Origin of the sequence: Sinorhizobium chiapasense (assembly GCF_036488675.1) — a bacterium.
Lineage (GTDB): Bacteria > Pseudomonadota > Alphaproteobacteria > Rhizobiales > Rhizobiaceae > Sinorhizobium > Sinorhizobium chiapasense.
The window spans coordinates 1,497,924-1,513,922 of record NZ_CP133152.1 but is presented as its reverse complement, the minus strand read 5'-3'; the positions used below and the strand labels follow the sequence as shown (position 1 = coordinate 1,513,922).

At 63.5% G+C, this 15,999-nt stretch carries 15 protein-coding genes; 12 read left to right on the top strand and 3 right to left on the bottom strand.

Going from position 1 to position 15,999, the window contains the following annotated elements; all coding sequences use genetic code 11:
- Window positions 1–14 precede the first annotated feature (14 nt).
- The 11 genes from RB548_RS31535 (at window position 15) to RB548_RS31485 (ending at window position 11,376) form a co-directional block, all read left to right on the top strand.
- Window positions 15–1,265 carry an NAD(P)/FAD-dependent oxidoreductase gene (locus tag RB548_RS31535; RefSeq protein WP_331376295.1) on the top strand — a complete coding sequence of 417 codons (1,251 nt, stop codon included), beginning with the start codon at window positions 15–17 and terminating at the stop codon, window positions 1,263–1,265.
- A gap of 30 nt (window positions 1,266–1,295) precedes the next feature.
- Window positions 1,296–2,771, top strand: coding sequence for an aldehyde dehydrogenase family protein (locus RB548_RS31530; protein ID WP_331376294.1), 1,476 nt, complete (start codon window positions 1,296–1,298; stop codon window positions 2,769–2,771).
- A gap of 14 nt (window positions 2,772–2,785) precedes the next feature.
- The gene (locus tag RB548_RS31525; protein WP_331377186.1) at window positions 2,786–3,820 is read left to right on the top strand and encodes a proline racemase family protein; all 1,035 of its coding nucleotides are present in this window, start codon (window positions 2,786–2,788) and stop codon (window positions 3,818–3,820) included.
- A gap of 10 nt (window positions 3,821–3,830) precedes the next feature.
- The gene (locus RB548_RS31520; RefSeq protein WP_331376293.1) at window positions 3,831–4,592 is read left to right on the top strand and encodes an SDR family NAD(P)-dependent oxidoreductase; all 762 of its coding nucleotides are present in this window, start codon (window positions 3,831–3,833) and stop codon (window positions 4,590–4,592) included.
- 17 nt (window positions 4,593–4,609) lie between these two features.
- Window positions 4,610–5,365: an SDR family NAD(P)-dependent oxidoreductase gene (locus tag RB548_RS31515; RefSeq protein ID WP_331376292.1), complete on the top strand. Its 756-nt coding sequence runs from the start codon at window positions 4,610–4,612 to the stop codon at window positions 5,363–5,365.
- Between the two features lie 223 nt (window positions 5,366–5,588).
- Window positions 5,589–6,293 carry an SDR family oxidoreductase gene (locus tag RB548_RS31510; protein WP_331376291.1) on the top strand — a complete coding sequence of 235 codons (705 nt, stop codon included), beginning with the start codon at window positions 5,589–5,591 and terminating at the stop codon, window positions 6,291–6,293.
- Between the two features lie 375 nt (window positions 6,294–6,668).
- Window positions 6,669–7,235: an FMN reductase gene (gene msuE / locus RB548_RS31505; protein ID WP_331376290.1), complete on the top strand. Its 567-nt coding sequence runs from the start codon at window positions 6,669–6,671 to the stop codon at window positions 7,233–7,235.
- 77 nt (window positions 7,236–7,312) lie between these two features.
- Window positions 7,313–8,662 carry an LLM class flavin-dependent oxidoreductase gene (locus RB548_RS31500; RefSeq protein WP_331376289.1) on the top strand — a complete coding sequence of 450 codons (1,350 nt, stop codon included), beginning with the start codon at window positions 7,313–7,315 and terminating at the stop codon, window positions 8,660–8,662.
- 22 nt (window positions 8,663–8,684) lie between these two features.
- Window positions 8,685–9,521 (top strand): ABC transporter permease, encoded by an 837-nt coding sequence (locus tag RB548_RS31495; protein ID WP_331376288.1) that lies wholly within the window; start codon window positions 8,685–8,687, stop codon window positions 9,519–9,521.
- An 85-nt stretch (window positions 9,522–9,606) separates the two neighbouring features.
- Window positions 9,607–10,596 (top strand): ABC transporter substrate-binding protein, encoded by a 990-nt coding sequence (locus tag RB548_RS31490; protein WP_331376287.1) that lies wholly within the window; start codon window positions 9,607–9,609, stop codon window positions 10,594–10,596.
- Between the two features lie 9 nt (window positions 10,597–10,605).
- A complete protein-coding gene (locus tag RB548_RS31485; RefSeq protein WP_331376286.1) occupies window positions 10,606–11,376 on the top strand; it encodes an ABC transporter ATP-binding protein in 771 nt (256 codons plus the stop codon).
- A gap of 323 nt (window positions 11,377–11,699) precedes the next feature.
- Here RB548_RS31485 and RB548_RS31480 read toward each other — a convergent pair whose 3' ends face one another.
- The gene (locus RB548_RS31480; protein ID WP_331376285.1) at window positions 11,700–11,864 is read right to left on the bottom strand and encodes a hypothetical protein; all 165 of its coding nucleotides are present in this window, start codon (window positions 11,862–11,864) and stop codon (window positions 11,700–11,702) included.
- Window positions 11,865–12,202: 338 nt separating this feature from the next.
- On the opposite strand from RB548_RS31480, the gene RB548_RS31475 reads away from it, so the two are divergent.
- Window positions 12,203–13,675 carry an FAD/NAD(P)-binding protein gene (locus tag RB548_RS31475; RefSeq protein WP_331377185.1) on the top strand — a complete coding sequence of 491 codons (1,473 nt, stop codon included), beginning with the start codon at window positions 12,203–12,205 and terminating at the stop codon, window positions 13,673–13,675.
- Between the two features lie 169 nt (window positions 13,676–13,844).
- Here the strand turns inward: RB548_RS31475 and RB548_RS31470 are convergent, their stop codons facing one another.
- Window positions 13,845–14,789: a sugar phosphate isomerase/epimerase family protein gene (locus RB548_RS31470; protein WP_331376284.1), complete on the bottom strand. Its 945-nt coding sequence runs from the start codon at window positions 14,787–14,789 to the stop codon at window positions 13,845–13,847.
- Between the two features lie 30 nt (window positions 14,790–14,819).
- Window positions 14,820–15,992 carry a Gfo/Idh/MocA family protein gene (locus RB548_RS31465; protein ID WP_331376283.1) on the bottom strand — a complete coding sequence of 391 codons (1,173 nt, stop codon included), beginning with the start codon at window positions 15,990–15,992 and terminating at the stop codon, window positions 14,820–14,822.
- Window positions 15,993–15,999: the final 7 nt, after the last annotated feature.

Below are 15,999 nucleotides of genomic sequence, written 5' to 3'. Positions count from 1 at the left end.
CCGAGAAAAGAAAAATGACGAGCAATAGCGAGGGTCCTGTCATTGTCGTAGGCGCCGGCATCATCGGCACGACGATTGCCTACGACTTGCAGCGCCGCGGGAAGAGCGTGGTGCTGCTCGACAGAGAAGGCCCCGGCAAGGGCGCGTCTTACGGGAACATGGCGTCGATCGCGGTCACCGAGTTCATGCCCGCCTCGCGGCCGGGCGTCTGGGCGCAGATGCCGAAGTGGCTGCTCGACCGGGAAGGGCCGGTGCGGATCCGGCCCTCCTATATGCCGAAGCTCGTCCCCTGGTTCCTGCGTTTTCTGGCGGCGAGCCGGCCCTCGCGGGTCAGGGAACTGGAGACGGCGGGCGCGGTGCTGTGCCATCGCGTTTATGAGGATCTTGATCCACTGCTGAAAGCGACGGGCCTCACCGGCATGCTGACCAAGGAGGGGTGCCTCAGCCTCTATGCGGACGAGGCCGAGTTCAAGGCGGACCGAGAGCATGTCGAGGTTCTAGAGTGGTTCGGCTTCCGCCATGAGATCCTGAGCGGGAAAGCCATCCGCGACCTGGAACCCGCACTGACGCCGAAGATCGCCAAGGCGGTACTGTTCCCCGACAACCGCTCCATTCGCGACCCTTATCAATTGGTCGTGAAGCTCGCCGAGGCTCTTCTGGCGCTCGGCGGCAGGATCGAGCGAGGCGAGGTCGTCGGCTTCGATCACGGTGATCGCGTCAAGGCCCTTCGCCTGAAGGATGGTCGTTCGATCGCCGCGTCTCAGATCGTGCTTTGCGCCGGCGCCTATACCGGCAGGATGGCGCGGCTGCTCGGCGAGCCGATCCCGCTCGAGACCGAGCGCGGCTACCACACGCAGATCATGGCGCCGGGCATTTCGATGCGCCATTCGATCATCTGGCCGGCGCGCGCCTTCATGGTGACCCCAACGGCCGGCGGCATCCGCGTCGGCGGCACGGTGGAATTGGCCGGGCTCGAAGCGGCGCCGGACTACCGGCGGGCAAAAGTGCTGGTCAAACGGGCGCAAGAGGCCCTGCCGGATCTTCGGGCGGAGAAAGCGATGGAGTGGATGGGCCATCGCCCGGCACTTCCCGATACGGTGCCGATCATCGGCCCTTCCGCGAAACACCGCGGCGTCTTCTACGCGACCGGCCACGGGCATCTGGGCCTCACTTATGCGGCGACGACCGGGAGGCTCATCGCCGATCTCGTGACGGGCGTCCAGCCCCCGATCGATCTCAAACCATACCGCGTCGACCGATTCTGACGGCCAGCGTGGGAATCAACGGAGCGAACAATGCGCAGCGAACTCTACATCGACGGAAAATGGACGGCGGCCGCGAACGGCAGGACGTTCGACGTCGTCAATCCGGCGACGGAGGAAGTGATCCACAAGATCGCCGCGGCAACGGCGGAAGACGTCGATGTTGCGGTAAAGGCGGCGCGCCGCGCCTTCGACAAGGATGGCTGGCCGAAGCTGTCCGGCGCCCAAAGAGCAAAATACCTGCGCGCCATCGCCGAGGGCATCCGCGCCCGTCAGGCGGAAATCGCCCGCCTCGAAGTGATCGACAACGGCAAGCCGTTTCCGGAGGCGGACTGGGATATCGCCGACGCCGCCGGCTGTTTCGACTACTACGCCGGGCTGGCCGATGAGCTCGACAACAGTCCCGAAGAGCCGATCGCGCTTCCCGACGCCCGCTTTACCTCGAAGGCGGTCAAGGAGCCGATCGGCGTTGCCGGTGCGATCATCCCCTGGAACTACCCGCTTCTCATGGCCGCCTGGAAGGTTGCTCCCGCGCTTGCCGCCGGCTGCACGGTCGTCTTGAAGCCGGCGGAAGTCACCTCGTTGACGGCGCTCGAACTCGCCGCGATCGCGGACGAGGCGGGTCTGCCGCCGGGCGTCCTCAACATCGTCACCGGGGCGGGCTCGGTCGCCGGTCAGGCGCTCATCGATCATAAGGGGGTCGACAAGCTCGCCTTCACCGGATCCGGCCCGGTCGGCTCGAAGATCATGGCGGCCGCGGCCCGCGACATCAAGCGCGTCAGCCTCGAGCTCGGCGGCAAGTCGCCCTTCGTCGTTTTCGACGATGCAGACATCGAAGAGGCGGTCGAATGGATCATGTTCGGCATCTTCTGGAACCAGGGTCAGGTCTGCTCGGCGACGTCGCGGGTCCTTGTCCAGGAAGGCATCTACGATCGTCTGCTGGCGCGCCTCGTCGAGGAGACGAAGAAGATCAGGATCGGAAACGGCCTCGAGGAGGGCGTGCTTCTCGGGCCACTCGTGTCGAAACGGCAGTATGAACAAGTGCTCGCCGCGATCGAGGCGGCAAAGGCTGCCGGTGCGACCATCGCCTGCGGCGGCATACGACCGGAAGGATTCGACAAGGGTTATTATCTTGAGCCGACGATCCTGACCGACGTGCCGCTGGAGAGTGACGCCTGGCGCGAGGAAATCTTCGGTCCCGTCGTCTGCATCCGGCCTTTCTCGATGGAAGAGGAGGCAATCGAGCTTGCGAACGATTCCCGCTTCGGGCTGGCTGCGGCAGTGATGTCGAAGGACGACGTCCGAGCCGACCGGGTTGCCGCCGCCTTCCGCGCCGGCATTGTCTGGATCAACTGCTCGCAGCCGACCTTCACCGAAGCGCCTTGGGGCGGCTACAAGGAGTCGGGTATTGGTCGTGAACTCGGCCGCTGGGGGCTCGAGAACTATCTCGAGACCAAGCAGATCACCCGCTTTGCCGCCGGCGAGAAATGGGGCTGGTACCTCAAATGACCGGCGGCATTTCGATGAATTGGGACCGTCCACTCGACCTGCTGTTGGTCCATTGCCAGGGCGAGATCGGCAAGGTGATCGTCGGCGGTGCGCCGGAAATTCCCGGCGCCACCATGCTCGACAAGATGAACCACATCAACACCGTCGACGACAGTCTCCGTCGCTTCGTCACCTTCGAGCCGCGCGCGAGCGTCGCCATGTCGGTCAATCTGCTCGTCGCGCCGACAAGGCCCGACGCCGATGCCGGGTTCATCGTGTTGCAGGCGGATCGTGCCCATCCGATGTCCGGAAGCAATTGCATCTGTGTCGTTACGGCCTTGCTCGAAAGCGGACGCGTCGCCATCAACGAGCCGGATACGATCATCCGTCTCGACACGCCAGCGGGGCTCATCGTCGCGCGCGCCACCTGCCGCGATGGACGCTGCCTCTCGGTGAGCCTCGACAACGTTCCGAGCTTTGCCGAAGCTCTCGATCGGATCGTCGAGACGCCGAGGTGGGGGCGGATCAAGATCGATGTCGCCTTTGGCGGCGTCTATTACGCAATCGTCGACATCGATCAGATCGGCGTCGAAATCACGCCCGCCAACGCACGCTATCTGGCCGAAGCGGGGATCAAGCTGAAGTCGCTTCTGGCCGACCAAATCGCCGTCAGACATCCGGAGCTCACCGGTGTCGACGAGATTGCCTATGTCATGTTCCGCGGGCACGAGCCGGACGGCGCTGTGCGCACCTGCACGACCTTGAAGCCGGGCCGGGTCGACCGCTCCCCTTGTGGGACCGGAAGTTCGGCAAATCTCGCAACACTTTACGCACGCGGAAAGGTCGCGATCGGCGATCGGCGGACATCGCGCTCGATCATCGGCGGCGAGTTCGTTGCGGAGGCGATCGGCACTACCGAGGTCGGCGGACGCCCCGCCGTGCTGCCGCGCATCACCGGGCGCGGCTGGATCTATGGCCGCGAACAGCTCCGTATTTCCGACGAGGACCCATTCAAAAGCGGCTTTGCGCTCTCCGACACCTGGGGACCGCAGGTCGATCAGCTGGGTTGAGGAGGGAAACATGCCCATCGAGTCCCTGTCGCGCCAGACCGTCCTTGTCACCGGCGCCTCCGGCGGCATCGGTGCCGCCATCGTCGAGCGCCTGGCGCAGGAGGGCGCGCGTCCGATTATCCACTACGGCAGCGACCGTGCGGGAGCGGAGGCGCTGCTTGCCCGCATTTCCGGCGAAGGGGTACTGGTTCAGGCCGACCTTTCGGCGGCCGAGGGGGCATTCGAACTGTGGCGCCGGGCAGAAGAGGCGGCCGGTCGTATCCATGCGCTCGTCAACAATGCCGGTATCCGCACTGAGGTTTCGATCGAAGCCGAGCCCGATCTCTGGAGGAACGCCTGGCAGAAGGAGTTCCAGGTGAACTTCTTCGCCGCAGTCGATCTCTGCAAGCAGGCGCTTACCCATTTCAAGGCGCATGGCGGAGGGCGGATCATCAACATGGCGAGCCGCGCCGGCCAACGCGGCTACGCAGCCGACGCCATGCCCTATGGCGCGACGAAGGCCGCGCTCGTCAATCTCACGAAATCGATCGCCCGCAGCTTCGGTCGCGATGGCGTCGTTGCTATCTCGGTTGCGCCCGGTTGGGTGCGCACCGACATGGCTGAGGATTTCGTCGCCAAACACGGCAAGGAGGCTGCGGTCGCTGACATACCGATCGGCGAGATGGCCGAGGTCTCTGAAATCGCCGAGCTCGTTGCCTTCGCGCTAAGGCCGTCACAACGTTCGCTGAACGGCGCGACGCTCGACGTCAACGGCGGCAGTTACATTCGATAGGTCTGGAGGAGCGAGGAATGAGAAGGTTCGAAGGCAAGGTCGCGATCGTCACGGGCGGAGGCGGCGGTATCGGCTCCGCAATCTCGCGGAGACTGGCGGAAGAGGGCGCACTGGTTATCGTCTCCGACGTCAACGGCGAAGCGGCGGACGCGGTCGCTGCCGAGATCGTCGCGGACGGCGGTTCCGCAGTGGCCGTTGCCGCCGATATTTCCCGGAAGGAGCCGTGTTTTGCTCTGATTGCTGAAGCCTTCGACCAGAGACAGCGCCTCGATATTCTCGTGAACAATGCGGGCATCAACCGGCGCGGCAACCTCCTGTCGCTGACGGATGACGACTGGCATGCGAGCTTTACGGTGAACCTTGATTCGATGTTTCACCTCTGCCGCGCGGCCGTCCCGCACATGATCGAGGCGGGGGGCGGCGCGATCGTCAACACCGCATCGCAATGGGGTCTTCTTCCAGCTCCGAACCACATTGCCTACAACACGACCAAGGCTGCAGTTGCGGCCTTCACGCAGAATCTTGCGCGCGACTACGCCCCTCAGAAAGTCCGCGTGAATGCTGTCTGCCCCGGCGAGATCCATACGCCCATGCTCGAGGCGGGGGTGAAGCGTTCGGGTCGCACGATCGCCGATCTTGACAAGCTGGTGCCATTTGGGCGTATCGGAAAACCCGAGGAGGTGGCCGCGCTCGTCGCGTTCCTCGCCTCGGACGAAGCCGCTTTCATGTGCGGCAGCCTGGTCGAGATTACCGGTGCTCAGGCGGTCGCGTAACGGAGCAGTGCGAGCGCCCCGGACGATGCGAGCTGACGGGCTCCATCCGACGTCACCGCGGGTGGGGAGCGGAGAGAATTCGCCTGTTCATCATGGTGACTTCTGGCCGAGTAGTCGAGCGGCCATCCGATAGTTTTCCTACAGGTTCGTGAGAGTATTGCCACTTCGTTGCCGGACGCGCTTATGTCAAAATTTGCAGACGAACTTCAGGAAAGGAAATGACATGGCTACACAAAAGGTCGCGTTGGTTACGGCAGGCGGAAGTGGCATGGGAGCGGAGGCTGCACGCAGGCTCTCGGCCGATGGCTATAGGGTTGCCATCCTCTCGTCCTCGGGCAAGGGTGAAGCGCTGGCAAAGGAGCTCGGCGGGCTGGGTGTCACGGGCTCGAACCAATCGAATGAAGACCTGAAGCGGCTCGTCGATCTCGCCGTTTCGACGTGGGGCCGCATCGACGTGCTGGTCAACAGCGCCGGCCACGGCCCGCGTGCTCCGATCATCGAGATCACCGACGAAGACTGGCATCGCGGGATGGACACGTACCTGATGAACGTGATCCGTCCGACACGTCTCGTCACGCCCGTGATGCAGAAGCAGAAGGCCGGAGCGATCATCAATATTTCCACCGCATGGGCGTTCGAACCGAGCGCCATGTTCCCGACGTCAGCGGTGTTCCGTGCCGGGCTCGCTGCCTACACCAAGATTTTCGCGGACACCTATGCGGGCGAGAATATCCGGATGAACAACGTTCTGCCCGGCTGGATCGACAGCCTGCCTGCGACCGAGGAGCGTCGCGACAGCGTGCCTATGAAGCGCTACGGAACAAGCGCGGAGATTGCCGCCACCGTAGCGTTCCTTGCCTCCGAGGGCGCGGCCTATATCACCGGCCAGAATATCCGGGTCGACGGCGGCCTCACGCGCTCACTTTAGAGCGCAACCGGATCCTGTTGGCGCGGGATCTGGCACCCCCCTCTGCTCTTGGCAGCTCGGGGTAACTCCGTGCTCGATGGTCGCGACAACGATTCAATCAAATAGGTCTTGCCCAAGTTGAGAGACGCGGCCGGCGCAGCGGTGATTGCGCCGGAAGGGATGCCTGCAGCGCCCCTTTTCAGGGGCAGACAGCCGCCCGGGCGTATTCTGCGGGAAACTGAGAAGCCCGCCAGTCGCCAGGATGGCCTCAGACCGGTGCCGTATCATGGGAAACTCTTCTCCTTTGACGACGCGGAATAGAACCGTGTTTCTATAATTCATAAAAATTATAGATTTAGATGATCACATCTGAAACGGCTTCGACGGAGGTCTACGATGCCGGATAAAAGAGTGGTCGGAATCTCGGGGAACATCACGCGCCCGTCCAAAACCCGGACGTTCGTCGATCATATCGTTCATCGGCTTGCACTGGGCGTTGCGGCCTCGGCACAGACGTTCGACATCGAGGACTTCGGCCCGTCTCTGCCACATGCAAGGCGGTTGGACGATCTCGCTCCCGAGGCGCGCTACATCGTCAGCCAGGCGGTTGCGGCGGACGTCCTGGTGGTCGGTTCACCGACGTTCAAAGGCAGCTACACCGGACTGTTCAAGCACTGCTTCGACCTCTTCGATCCCTCGTCGCTGCGCGGCAAGCCGGTCATCCTTGCGGCAACGGGCGGCGGCGAGCGTCATTCGCTGATCGTCGAGCACCAGCTGCGCCCGCTGTTCGGATTCTTTGAAGCACTGGCAATGCCGACGGCAATCTACGCGTCGGACAAGGACTTCGCGGACGGCGCCCTGATCTCGGAAGCGATCCATGCCCGGCTCGGGCAGGCGGTCGACGAAGCAACGCGCGTGCTGGGACGCTCCGGACGCTCCGACCGGCGGAGCATCGCCGCTTAGCGCGCCGGGCCGGAACCAGACATCGTGAATCAAAGCACCACTCATGGCCGATCGGCCGAAAACTCTCGGAGGGCTCAATGACCAGAAAGATCAAACTCGGCGCCTTTCTGCCCGGCGGCGGCCAGCATATCGCCGCCTGGAGACACCCGGAGGCTCCGGCCGACGGGGCGACGAGTTTCGAGTTCCACAAGAAGCTTGCGCAGACGGCCGAACGCGGCCTGTTCGACGCCTATTTCCTGGCGGACAATCTCTCGGTCGGGCTCGGGGGGCGTGAAGGCGGGAACGCCAAGATAGCAGGATTCGAACCGGTCACGCTGTTTGCCGCACTCGCACCGTTGACGACGCATATCGGCTTCATCGCGACCGCGTCGACCACCTACGAGGAGCCCTATACGCTCGCCCGCAAATTCGCGTCGCTCGATCTTCTGTCCAACGGCCGGGCCGGGTGGAACGTGGTGACTTCGGCGGGAGACGAGACGGCTCGCAACTTCAACAGGGAGACGCAGCCGAGCCATTCCGAGCGCTATGAGCGCGCCCATGAGCATGTCGAAACGGTGAAGGCCCTCTGGGACAGCTGGGAGGACGACGCCTTCATCCGTGACAAGGCGACCGGCCGCTTCTTTGACGCCGGACGCGTCCACGACATCAATCACCGGGGCAAGCATTTCGCGGTGAAAGGGCCGCTGAACGCGCCGCGCCCGGTACAGGGCCACCCGGTCGTCGTCCAGGCGGGACAATCCGAAGACGGACGCGGGCTTGCCGCTGCGACAGCGGAAGTGATCTTCACCGCCCATCAGAATCTCAGTTCCGCCCAGGAGTTCTACCGGGACATCAAGGCACGCGTCGGACGCGCAGGACGCAACCTCGAGCACGTGCTGATCATGCCGGGTGTCGCGCCCTTTGTCGGCCGTACCGAAGAAGAGGCGCGCAGCAAGTACGAGCGGCTGAACGAGCTCATCGTTCCTGAGGACGGTGTCGCCCTGCTCAACGGATTGACCGGTGGAACGCTCGACCTGACCGGATATCCGCTCGACGGTCCGCTCCCCGTCAGCCAGGAAACCGAAGGAATGAAGAGCCGCCAGGCGCTGATCCGCAAGATCGCCGACGAGCACGGTTTCACGATCCGGCAGCTCTACCAGTGGATCGCGACGGCGAGAGGTCACTACACCGTCGTCGGCAGCGTCGAGCAGGTCGCCGATCAGCTCGAGGAATGGTTCCGCAACGAAGCCGCCGACGGGTTCAACATCTTGCCGCCGTGGCTTCCCGGCGCGCTCGACGACTTTGTCGACCTTGTGATTCCGGAACTGCAGCGCCGGGGGCTGTTCCGGACCGCTTACGAAGGCCGCACGCTTCGTGAAAACCTCGGCCTCCCCAGGCCGGAAAATCCGTGGACGCAATCGCGCCAGACCGTTCAGGCCGCGGAATAAAACGCCAACAGGAGGGCAGGAGATGAGCTTACAGGATGTCGACAGATCAATCCTCGCCAACGGTGGCGTGAAAGCCGAAGAATATCTTCAGCGGGCCGGCGCAAAACTTCGCCAGTGGCTGTCGCGCTACGGACTTCTGGCTGCCTTTCTCGTCTTCTGGCAAGCCGCTAGCAGCGGCGGCTGGATCAACCCGGCCGTTTTCCCGCCGATCGACGCGATCCTTTCTGCGATGTGGAGAGGGGTCTTCGGCGGAGCCTTGCTCGACGACATCGCCATCAGCCTGCAACGATCCGGCCTGGCCTTCGTGGCGGCTGTGCTGGTGGCGATACCGCTCGGCCTGTTCATGGGGCAGGTGCGCCCGATCGAGCAGGCGCTTGACCCGATCCTTCAGCTCTTCAGGCAGACATCGGCGCTGGCGCTTTATCCGGTGTTCATCCTGCTGCTCGGGCTCGGTGAGGCATCCAAGGTCTTCGTGATCTTCTGGGCGACATTGTTCCCGCTGCTCTTGAACACGATCAGCGGGGTCAAGGAAGTCGATTCGAAGCTGATCGAAATGGCGCGTGTCTATGGAGCGTCCCGTTCGACAGTGTTCCGGCGCGTCGTCCTGCCCGGCGCCGTTCCGTCCATCTTCGTCGGCCTGCGCCTGAGCGCAACCACCGCGCTCTTGCTGCTGATCGCCTCCGAGATGATCGGCGCGAACAAGGGGGTCGGCTTCCAGGTCATGAACGCCCAGTACAACTTCCAGATACCCCTCATGTTCGCGGCGATCTTCATCCTCGCAGGACTCGGGCTTATCGCCAACTACGCGCTCGTCTTCGCGCAGCGCCGCCTGTGCCGCTGGAGCGATGTTTCGATCTAGAGCGCCGTGCGTTCAAGTGAACGCACAAAGGACGCTCTAGCGATGCGCTTCGACACCAACCCGTTCAACCAGGAAAGACGAACATATGACCATCTCCATTCGCTCCCTCGGTCTTGGCACCCTGTTTGCCATCAGCCTATCCGGGCATGCGGCGGCGCAGTCGCCCGATCAGGTGACCCTGCGCTATCTTGCCAGCCACGGCAGCATCTCGGCGCATGAGTTTGCTTCCGAGCTCGGCTATTTCGACGGGCTGGGCGTCAAGCTCGAGAACGTCGGCTATGCGAGCGGCGGCCCGGAGTCGCTCTTCGGGCTCGCATCCGGCAGCGTCGACATCGGGTCAGCCGCGACGCCAGCCGTCATAAACTCGATCGCCAGCGGCAACGATTTTGTCGCCGCCTATCCGACCAACGGCATCAACGAAGAGGTGAAGAGCATCTTCTACGTGCTCGAAGACAGTCCCATCAAATCCATCGAGGATATTGCCGGCAAGACGATTGCGGTGAACACGCTCGGCGCCCACCTCGACTATGCGATACGGGAAGCGCTGCAAAGCAAGGGCTTGCCGCAAAATGCCGCCAACCTCGTCACTGTGCCGGGCCCGCAGCTGGAGCAGACATTGCGCTCGAAGCAGGTCGACATCGCGGCCGTCGGATACTGGCAGGCAACGTTCAACGGCCAGATCGTCGACCATGGCGGCGTACGCGCGATCTTCGATGACACCGACGTCCTTGGCGAGATTGCCGGCGGTTTTGCCGTTCTTCGCCGCGACTTTGTCGAGGAGCACCCGGAAGCGGCCAGGAACTTTGTCGAACAGTCTGCCCGCGCGGCCGACTGGTCGAGAGAGAATCCGGAGGAAGCACGGGCGCTGCTTGCCAAAATTCTCGATAAACGCGGCGAGAATGGCGCTCTCGCTAAGCACTGGACCGGCTTCGGGTTGCGGCCGGGCGCGCGTGCGACCGAAAGAGATCTCGATTTCTGGATCGGCGTTCTCGAGCGCGAGGGCAGCCTGCCCCAGGGCAAGTTCAAAGCGTCCGATCTTCTGCTCCGGACCACCGCCAGCGCTGCGGCAAACTGAGGTCCAGCCATGGAAGATGTCCAGACTTTGCAAAAAGGGGAGATCGCGCTGCGCGATCTCTCGAAATCCTTCCAGATCGGCGGGCGTTCGCTCAGAGTTCTCAAGAACGTGAATCTGGACATTCGCTCCGGCGAGTGCCTCGCAATCGTCGGCGCCAGCGGATCGGGCAAGACGACATTGCTGCGCATCCTGGCGGGCCTCGAGGCCGCGGATGCCGGCAAGGTGCTGATCGACAACGAACCTGTCACGGGCGTTGGCAACGAACGCGCCGTCATCTTCCAGGAGCCACGCCTGCTTCCCTGGCAGACGGTTCTCGAGAACGTCGCGTTCGGGCTGGAGGTCAGGGGTGGCCATGCTCGTCACGCCAGGGAGCGCGCGCGCCACTACATCTCCCTGGTGGGACTGGCCGAGTTTGCCGACGCCTATCCCAAGCAGCTCTCCGGCGGCATGGCGCAAAGGGTCGGCATCGCGCGGGCGCTGACGGTCCAGCCGGAGATCCTGCTGCTTGACGAGCCATTCGGTGCGCTCGATGCGATGACCAAGCTGACGATGCAGGACGAGCTGGAGCGAATATGGCGGGAGGAGAACGTGACGATGGTTCTCGTCACGCACGATCTCGAGGAAGCGGTCTACCTCGCAGATCGCGTCCTGGTCCTTCCCAAGAACAAGGACGGCAACCCGAAGATCATCGAAATCGATCTCGCCCGACCACGTAATCGAAGCGAGCCGGGTTTCGTCCAGTACCGCAAGGATCTGCTTCGTGAGTTCGGACTGCACTGAGTTCACGCGACTTTTGCCACAGGTCGTGGGGACGTCAGTACCGAGAGCGTTTCACAATTCGTTGCACCTGCGAAACGCTCGAACTCTGCGAAGCGACGCAACTCCTGAGGGAAAACCGGCTCCGGTCCGACCTTTCAACGCGACAAACGTCGTCCGGCCTGAGCCGTCACCAGCCCTCGCCGCGCGTTCATGAATGTGGATAGTCGACCTACACGACCGCCTAGAGCATCCCGCTTTCAAGTGGAGGCACTGAAAGCGGATAAGATGCTCTAGAATCAAAGTGCTAGAGCGTCCTTTGTGCGTTCACTTGAACGCACGGCGCTCTAGTAGGATATTGCAATGCTACCCGTGTCGGACGTGGTGAAGTCAGGCTCTGGATAGGGACCCTGCCATTGAGCATAGGTGGTATTGACGTCGCCTGTGCCGGTGCTTGCGCATCCCGAAAGTAGCAGGAGCGCTATCGCGGCAATCAGAAATTTAAGAGGCATGGAATTCTCCTTTCACCGGAGATCGCCCAGGCCTCAAGGGCCAGCTCTAAATGTTCCCTCAAATCACCTTCGATGGCAAGCGTCCTGCGCACGTTTAGGCCGTTGTTATGATTGATTTTCAGCTTTACCGAGCGGTAGGGCGGCAACGATGGTATGCCACCCGTAAAGGCGCCGGCAACCAGCCCGAGGACGGGATACGTCGGTGGAGCTGGTGGTGCTACTGGTGCCCCGCCAGCAGGGGGCGCGGCCATTGACAAATACCTGACATGGGGCGAGCCTCCCGAGAACGTGGCGAAGGAGATCGCCGGGGTGCCGTTGCCGAAGCGGAGGGACGCGAGGTGACTTTCGTAAGCGGGGGGTGTCCCACGGTCATTGTGATTGGCGGCGGTTTTACCGGGGCCGTCGTCGCGGCAACTCTTGCACGCGACAAGAGCATGGAAGGATGGCAAATCGCCGTCTTCGAGCCACGCGAAAGTCTCGGCTGCGGCCTTGCATATGATACCGACGATCCGGCGCATAGGGTCAATGTGCCGGCCGGGCGCATGAGCCTTGATCCGGACGACGCCGACCATTTCGTTCGCTGGATGGAACTGCGGGGAGAGCCGCGCGACGACAGGGATGCACTGGCGCCGGACGGCCATCTCTATCCGCGCCGCGGCCTCTTCGGCCGCTATGTCGCGGATGCCGTGGCGCCGCACCTCGGCAGCGGCCGTATCGTCCATCACCGGCAGCGGGTGATCAGCGTGGAGCGGCGTGGCGGAGATTGGGAACTCCGGGGTGACGCCGGCACGACGCTTCGCGCCGACATACTGGTGATCGCAACCACCCATCCGGCCCCGGCGGCCCCAGCGGGCATCGATAGCGTGTTGCGGGGCCACCCGCGCTATGTGGCGGATACCACTGTGCCTGGGGCTCTCGCGGCCATCGGCCCCGACGACCACGTCCTTATCATCGGCACCGGTCTCACTGCAGCGGACGTCATCGCATCCTTGCGCACGACCGGGCGGACGGGGCCGATCACCGCCTTTTCCCGGCGCGGCCTCCGCTCGCGCGGGCACGCGGATCGGGCCCAGGACCCCTATGGCGACTTCACCGCGGCGCCGTCGCAAACGGCGACAGACCTGCTCGTGCGCGTGCGGCGGGCGGTCGCCGACGCCGAAGCCGACGGTTTTTCCTGGCATGCGGTCTTCGATGCACTGCGCAGCCAAGGCGGAGAGATCTGGCGCAGTCTGCCGGTCACGGAGCGGCGGCGGCTGATACGCCATCTGCGCCCCTTCTGGGACGTTCATCGCTTTCGCATCGCGCCGCAGATCGATGCCATCGTCGGGGCCGGACTGCAGTCGGGCGACATCCGCATTCTGGCGGGCCGGATCGATAGGCTTGAGAGAAACGGCGAGGAGATCGCCGCGACGTTCCGGCGGCGCCACGGGGCCGGGATCGAGCGTTGGAATGTCGATGCCGTAGTGGTCTCCACCGGGCCGGCACACAAATCCGTCCTGAAGAGCCAGCCCTGGCTCGAAACGCTTTCAGCCGACGGCCATCTGCAGCCGGATGCGGTCGGCCTTGGCCTTGCCTGCAGCGCGACAAGCCGAGCGCTCGACAGTGAGGGCCGGGAGACGGAGACGCTTTTCATCGCCGGACCGCTCGCCCGCGGAACCTTCGGGGAACTGATGGGGCTGCCGCAGGTCAACGATCACGCCATCTTCGTGGCGGAACAGGTGGCGGCACTTGCCCGCCGGCGAGGAGCAGCGAAGGCCGCTCCTTCGCGAGACGACGGATCGGAGGCATTGCGGTCTGCATCGATAAATTAGAGCAATTCCAGGAAAAGTGTGTAACGGTTTTCCGTCCGGAATTGCGTAATTTCAAATAGTTAGATCATTTCACTGTTTCAAAGAAACAATGAAATGATCTAGAGCAGGATGGGGGCGGAAGTCCGTGCACACTTTTCCTCATCCTTGTTTTGAGATCCGGCCGGCGACGTCAGCGTTCGCCGGCGAGCTGCTCCATGCAGAAGCGCAGCGTCGCCGCGGACGTGGCGATGGCCTTGTCGGCATCGAGTGCATAGTCCTCGGTTTCAATGCTGATCACATCGTCATAGCCAACTTCCCGCAGCGCCGTGAGAATCTCCAGCCAGCCCCGGACCGGGGTGCCGTGGCCGAGCGAGACGAAGTTCCACGATCGGCCGCGAACCGGCACCACGTGCTTCGGGTCGAGCAGACCGTCGATGCGCGCCTGCGGTTCAATGCGGGTATCCTTGCCATGGACATGGTAGATGCAGTCGCCGAGCGCGCGGATCGCTGAAACCGGCTCGCCGCCCATCCAGATCAGGTGGCTCGGATCGAAATTGACGCCGACGGTCGGGCCGACCGCGTCGCGCAGCCGAAAGAAGCTCTCGACATTGTAGACGGCCTGCCGGCCATGCTGCTCGACGCAGAGGCGCAGGCTCCTCTTCTCCGCGGCCGCCGCATAGTCCTTCCAGAAGGGGATAACGCGTTCGGACCATTGCCATTCGAGCATCGTCATCGCTTCCGGCGGCCAGGACGAAGTGATCCAGTTCGGGCAAATGTCGGTCGACCCGCCGGCCGGCAGTCCGGACATCATGACAATGCGCCGGACTCTGAGCAGCGTCGCGAGTTCCAGCGTGTCATAGGCGAGCTTTGTGTCCTTCGCCCCGCTCTCGCCCGGATGCAGCGGGTTCCCGGAGCAGTTGAGCGCTGAGACTTCGAGATGGCGCTCCCGCAGCATGCCGAGAAGCCGGTCGCGGGCCGTGCCGCTTGCAAGCAATTCGGCAACGTCGACATGCGGCGCGTTCGACCAGCCGCCGAGGCCGAATTCGACGCAGGCGAACCCGAGTTCGGCGACGCGGTCGAGGCACGCTTCCAGCGAGAGCGCCGCGAAGCCGTCGGTGTTCAGGCCGATTTTCATCTGTTTCCCTCCGGATCGACGCGATCGCCGTTAATCCGCGTGCGAAACCTTCACAGGCCCGCCGGTATCCGCAGCCATCTGGATCGCGTCGAGAATTTGCGCAGCGCGCAGTCCATCGAGCGTCGACCCATTCTGCATCGGACGGTTCTCGGCGATCGCTTCAAGAAACTCGTGGATCATGAATCCGAAGACTTCCGCATAGCCGATCGCCACGCCGTCATGGGGAACAGGGAGCAGTTCGGCATAGGGAAGGGCCGGGTTGTTCGCGACCAACGCAAAGGGCGATTGTCCGCTGCCGTCGAAACGCGCAATCTCGTAATGGGCCGGCAGGCGGGAATTGTAGCGCAGCGCACCCCGCGTCCCGGTGATCGTGAAGGAAAGCGTATTGCCCATGCCGACCGCCACCCGGCTCGCCAGGAACATGCCCTGGCAGCCGTTTTTGAAGCGAAGCAGGGCGGACATGACATCGTCGTTGTCAACGGGCCTCGTTTCGGGGCTGAGCGCAACCTTGTCGTGGCCGATGCCGGCGGCTGCCGGCAGAAAGCGCTCCTTGACGGAAATCGTACCGATGGCGCCGGCGACCTCGGAGACTTCTCCGCAAAGAAAGCGGGCGGTGTCGATCGCGTGGGTTCCGAGATCGAGCAACGCACCGGCGCCGGCGCGGCTCTTCTCGTACCGCCAGCTGTGCGGCAGGTTGGGATCGGCGGCATAGTCGCTTTCGTACTGGACCAGAAGGTTGACGAGATCGCCGATTTCTCCGGCGGCGATCATGTCGCGTATCGCGGCAACGGCCGGAATGCGCCGGTAGTTGAAGACCGTCGCGGAAACGACCGGCGATGCCGTCGCGGCGCGATGGATGCGCAGCGCCTCCTCGGCGTTGAGGGCAAGCGGCTTTTCGCAGAGAACGTGCTTTCCGGCAGCAATCGCCGCAAGCGTCACCTCCGCATGCAGCGCGTTCGGCAGGCAGACACTGACGATCCCGATTTCAGGGTCGGCGAGAACCGCGTCGAGATCGGTTTCCGTCTTTTCGAAGCCCCAGGTCGCGGCGAGGCGGCTGGCCAGCGCCTCATTGGCGTCGCAGACGGTTGCAAGGCGAAGACCGGCAATGCGGTTCTTGAAGCGCGGCAGATTCGTCCGGTAGCCGAACGCATGGGCTGCACCGATCATGCCGGCGCCGATGACGGCGATGGCCTTTCCTTCCATTCTTCCC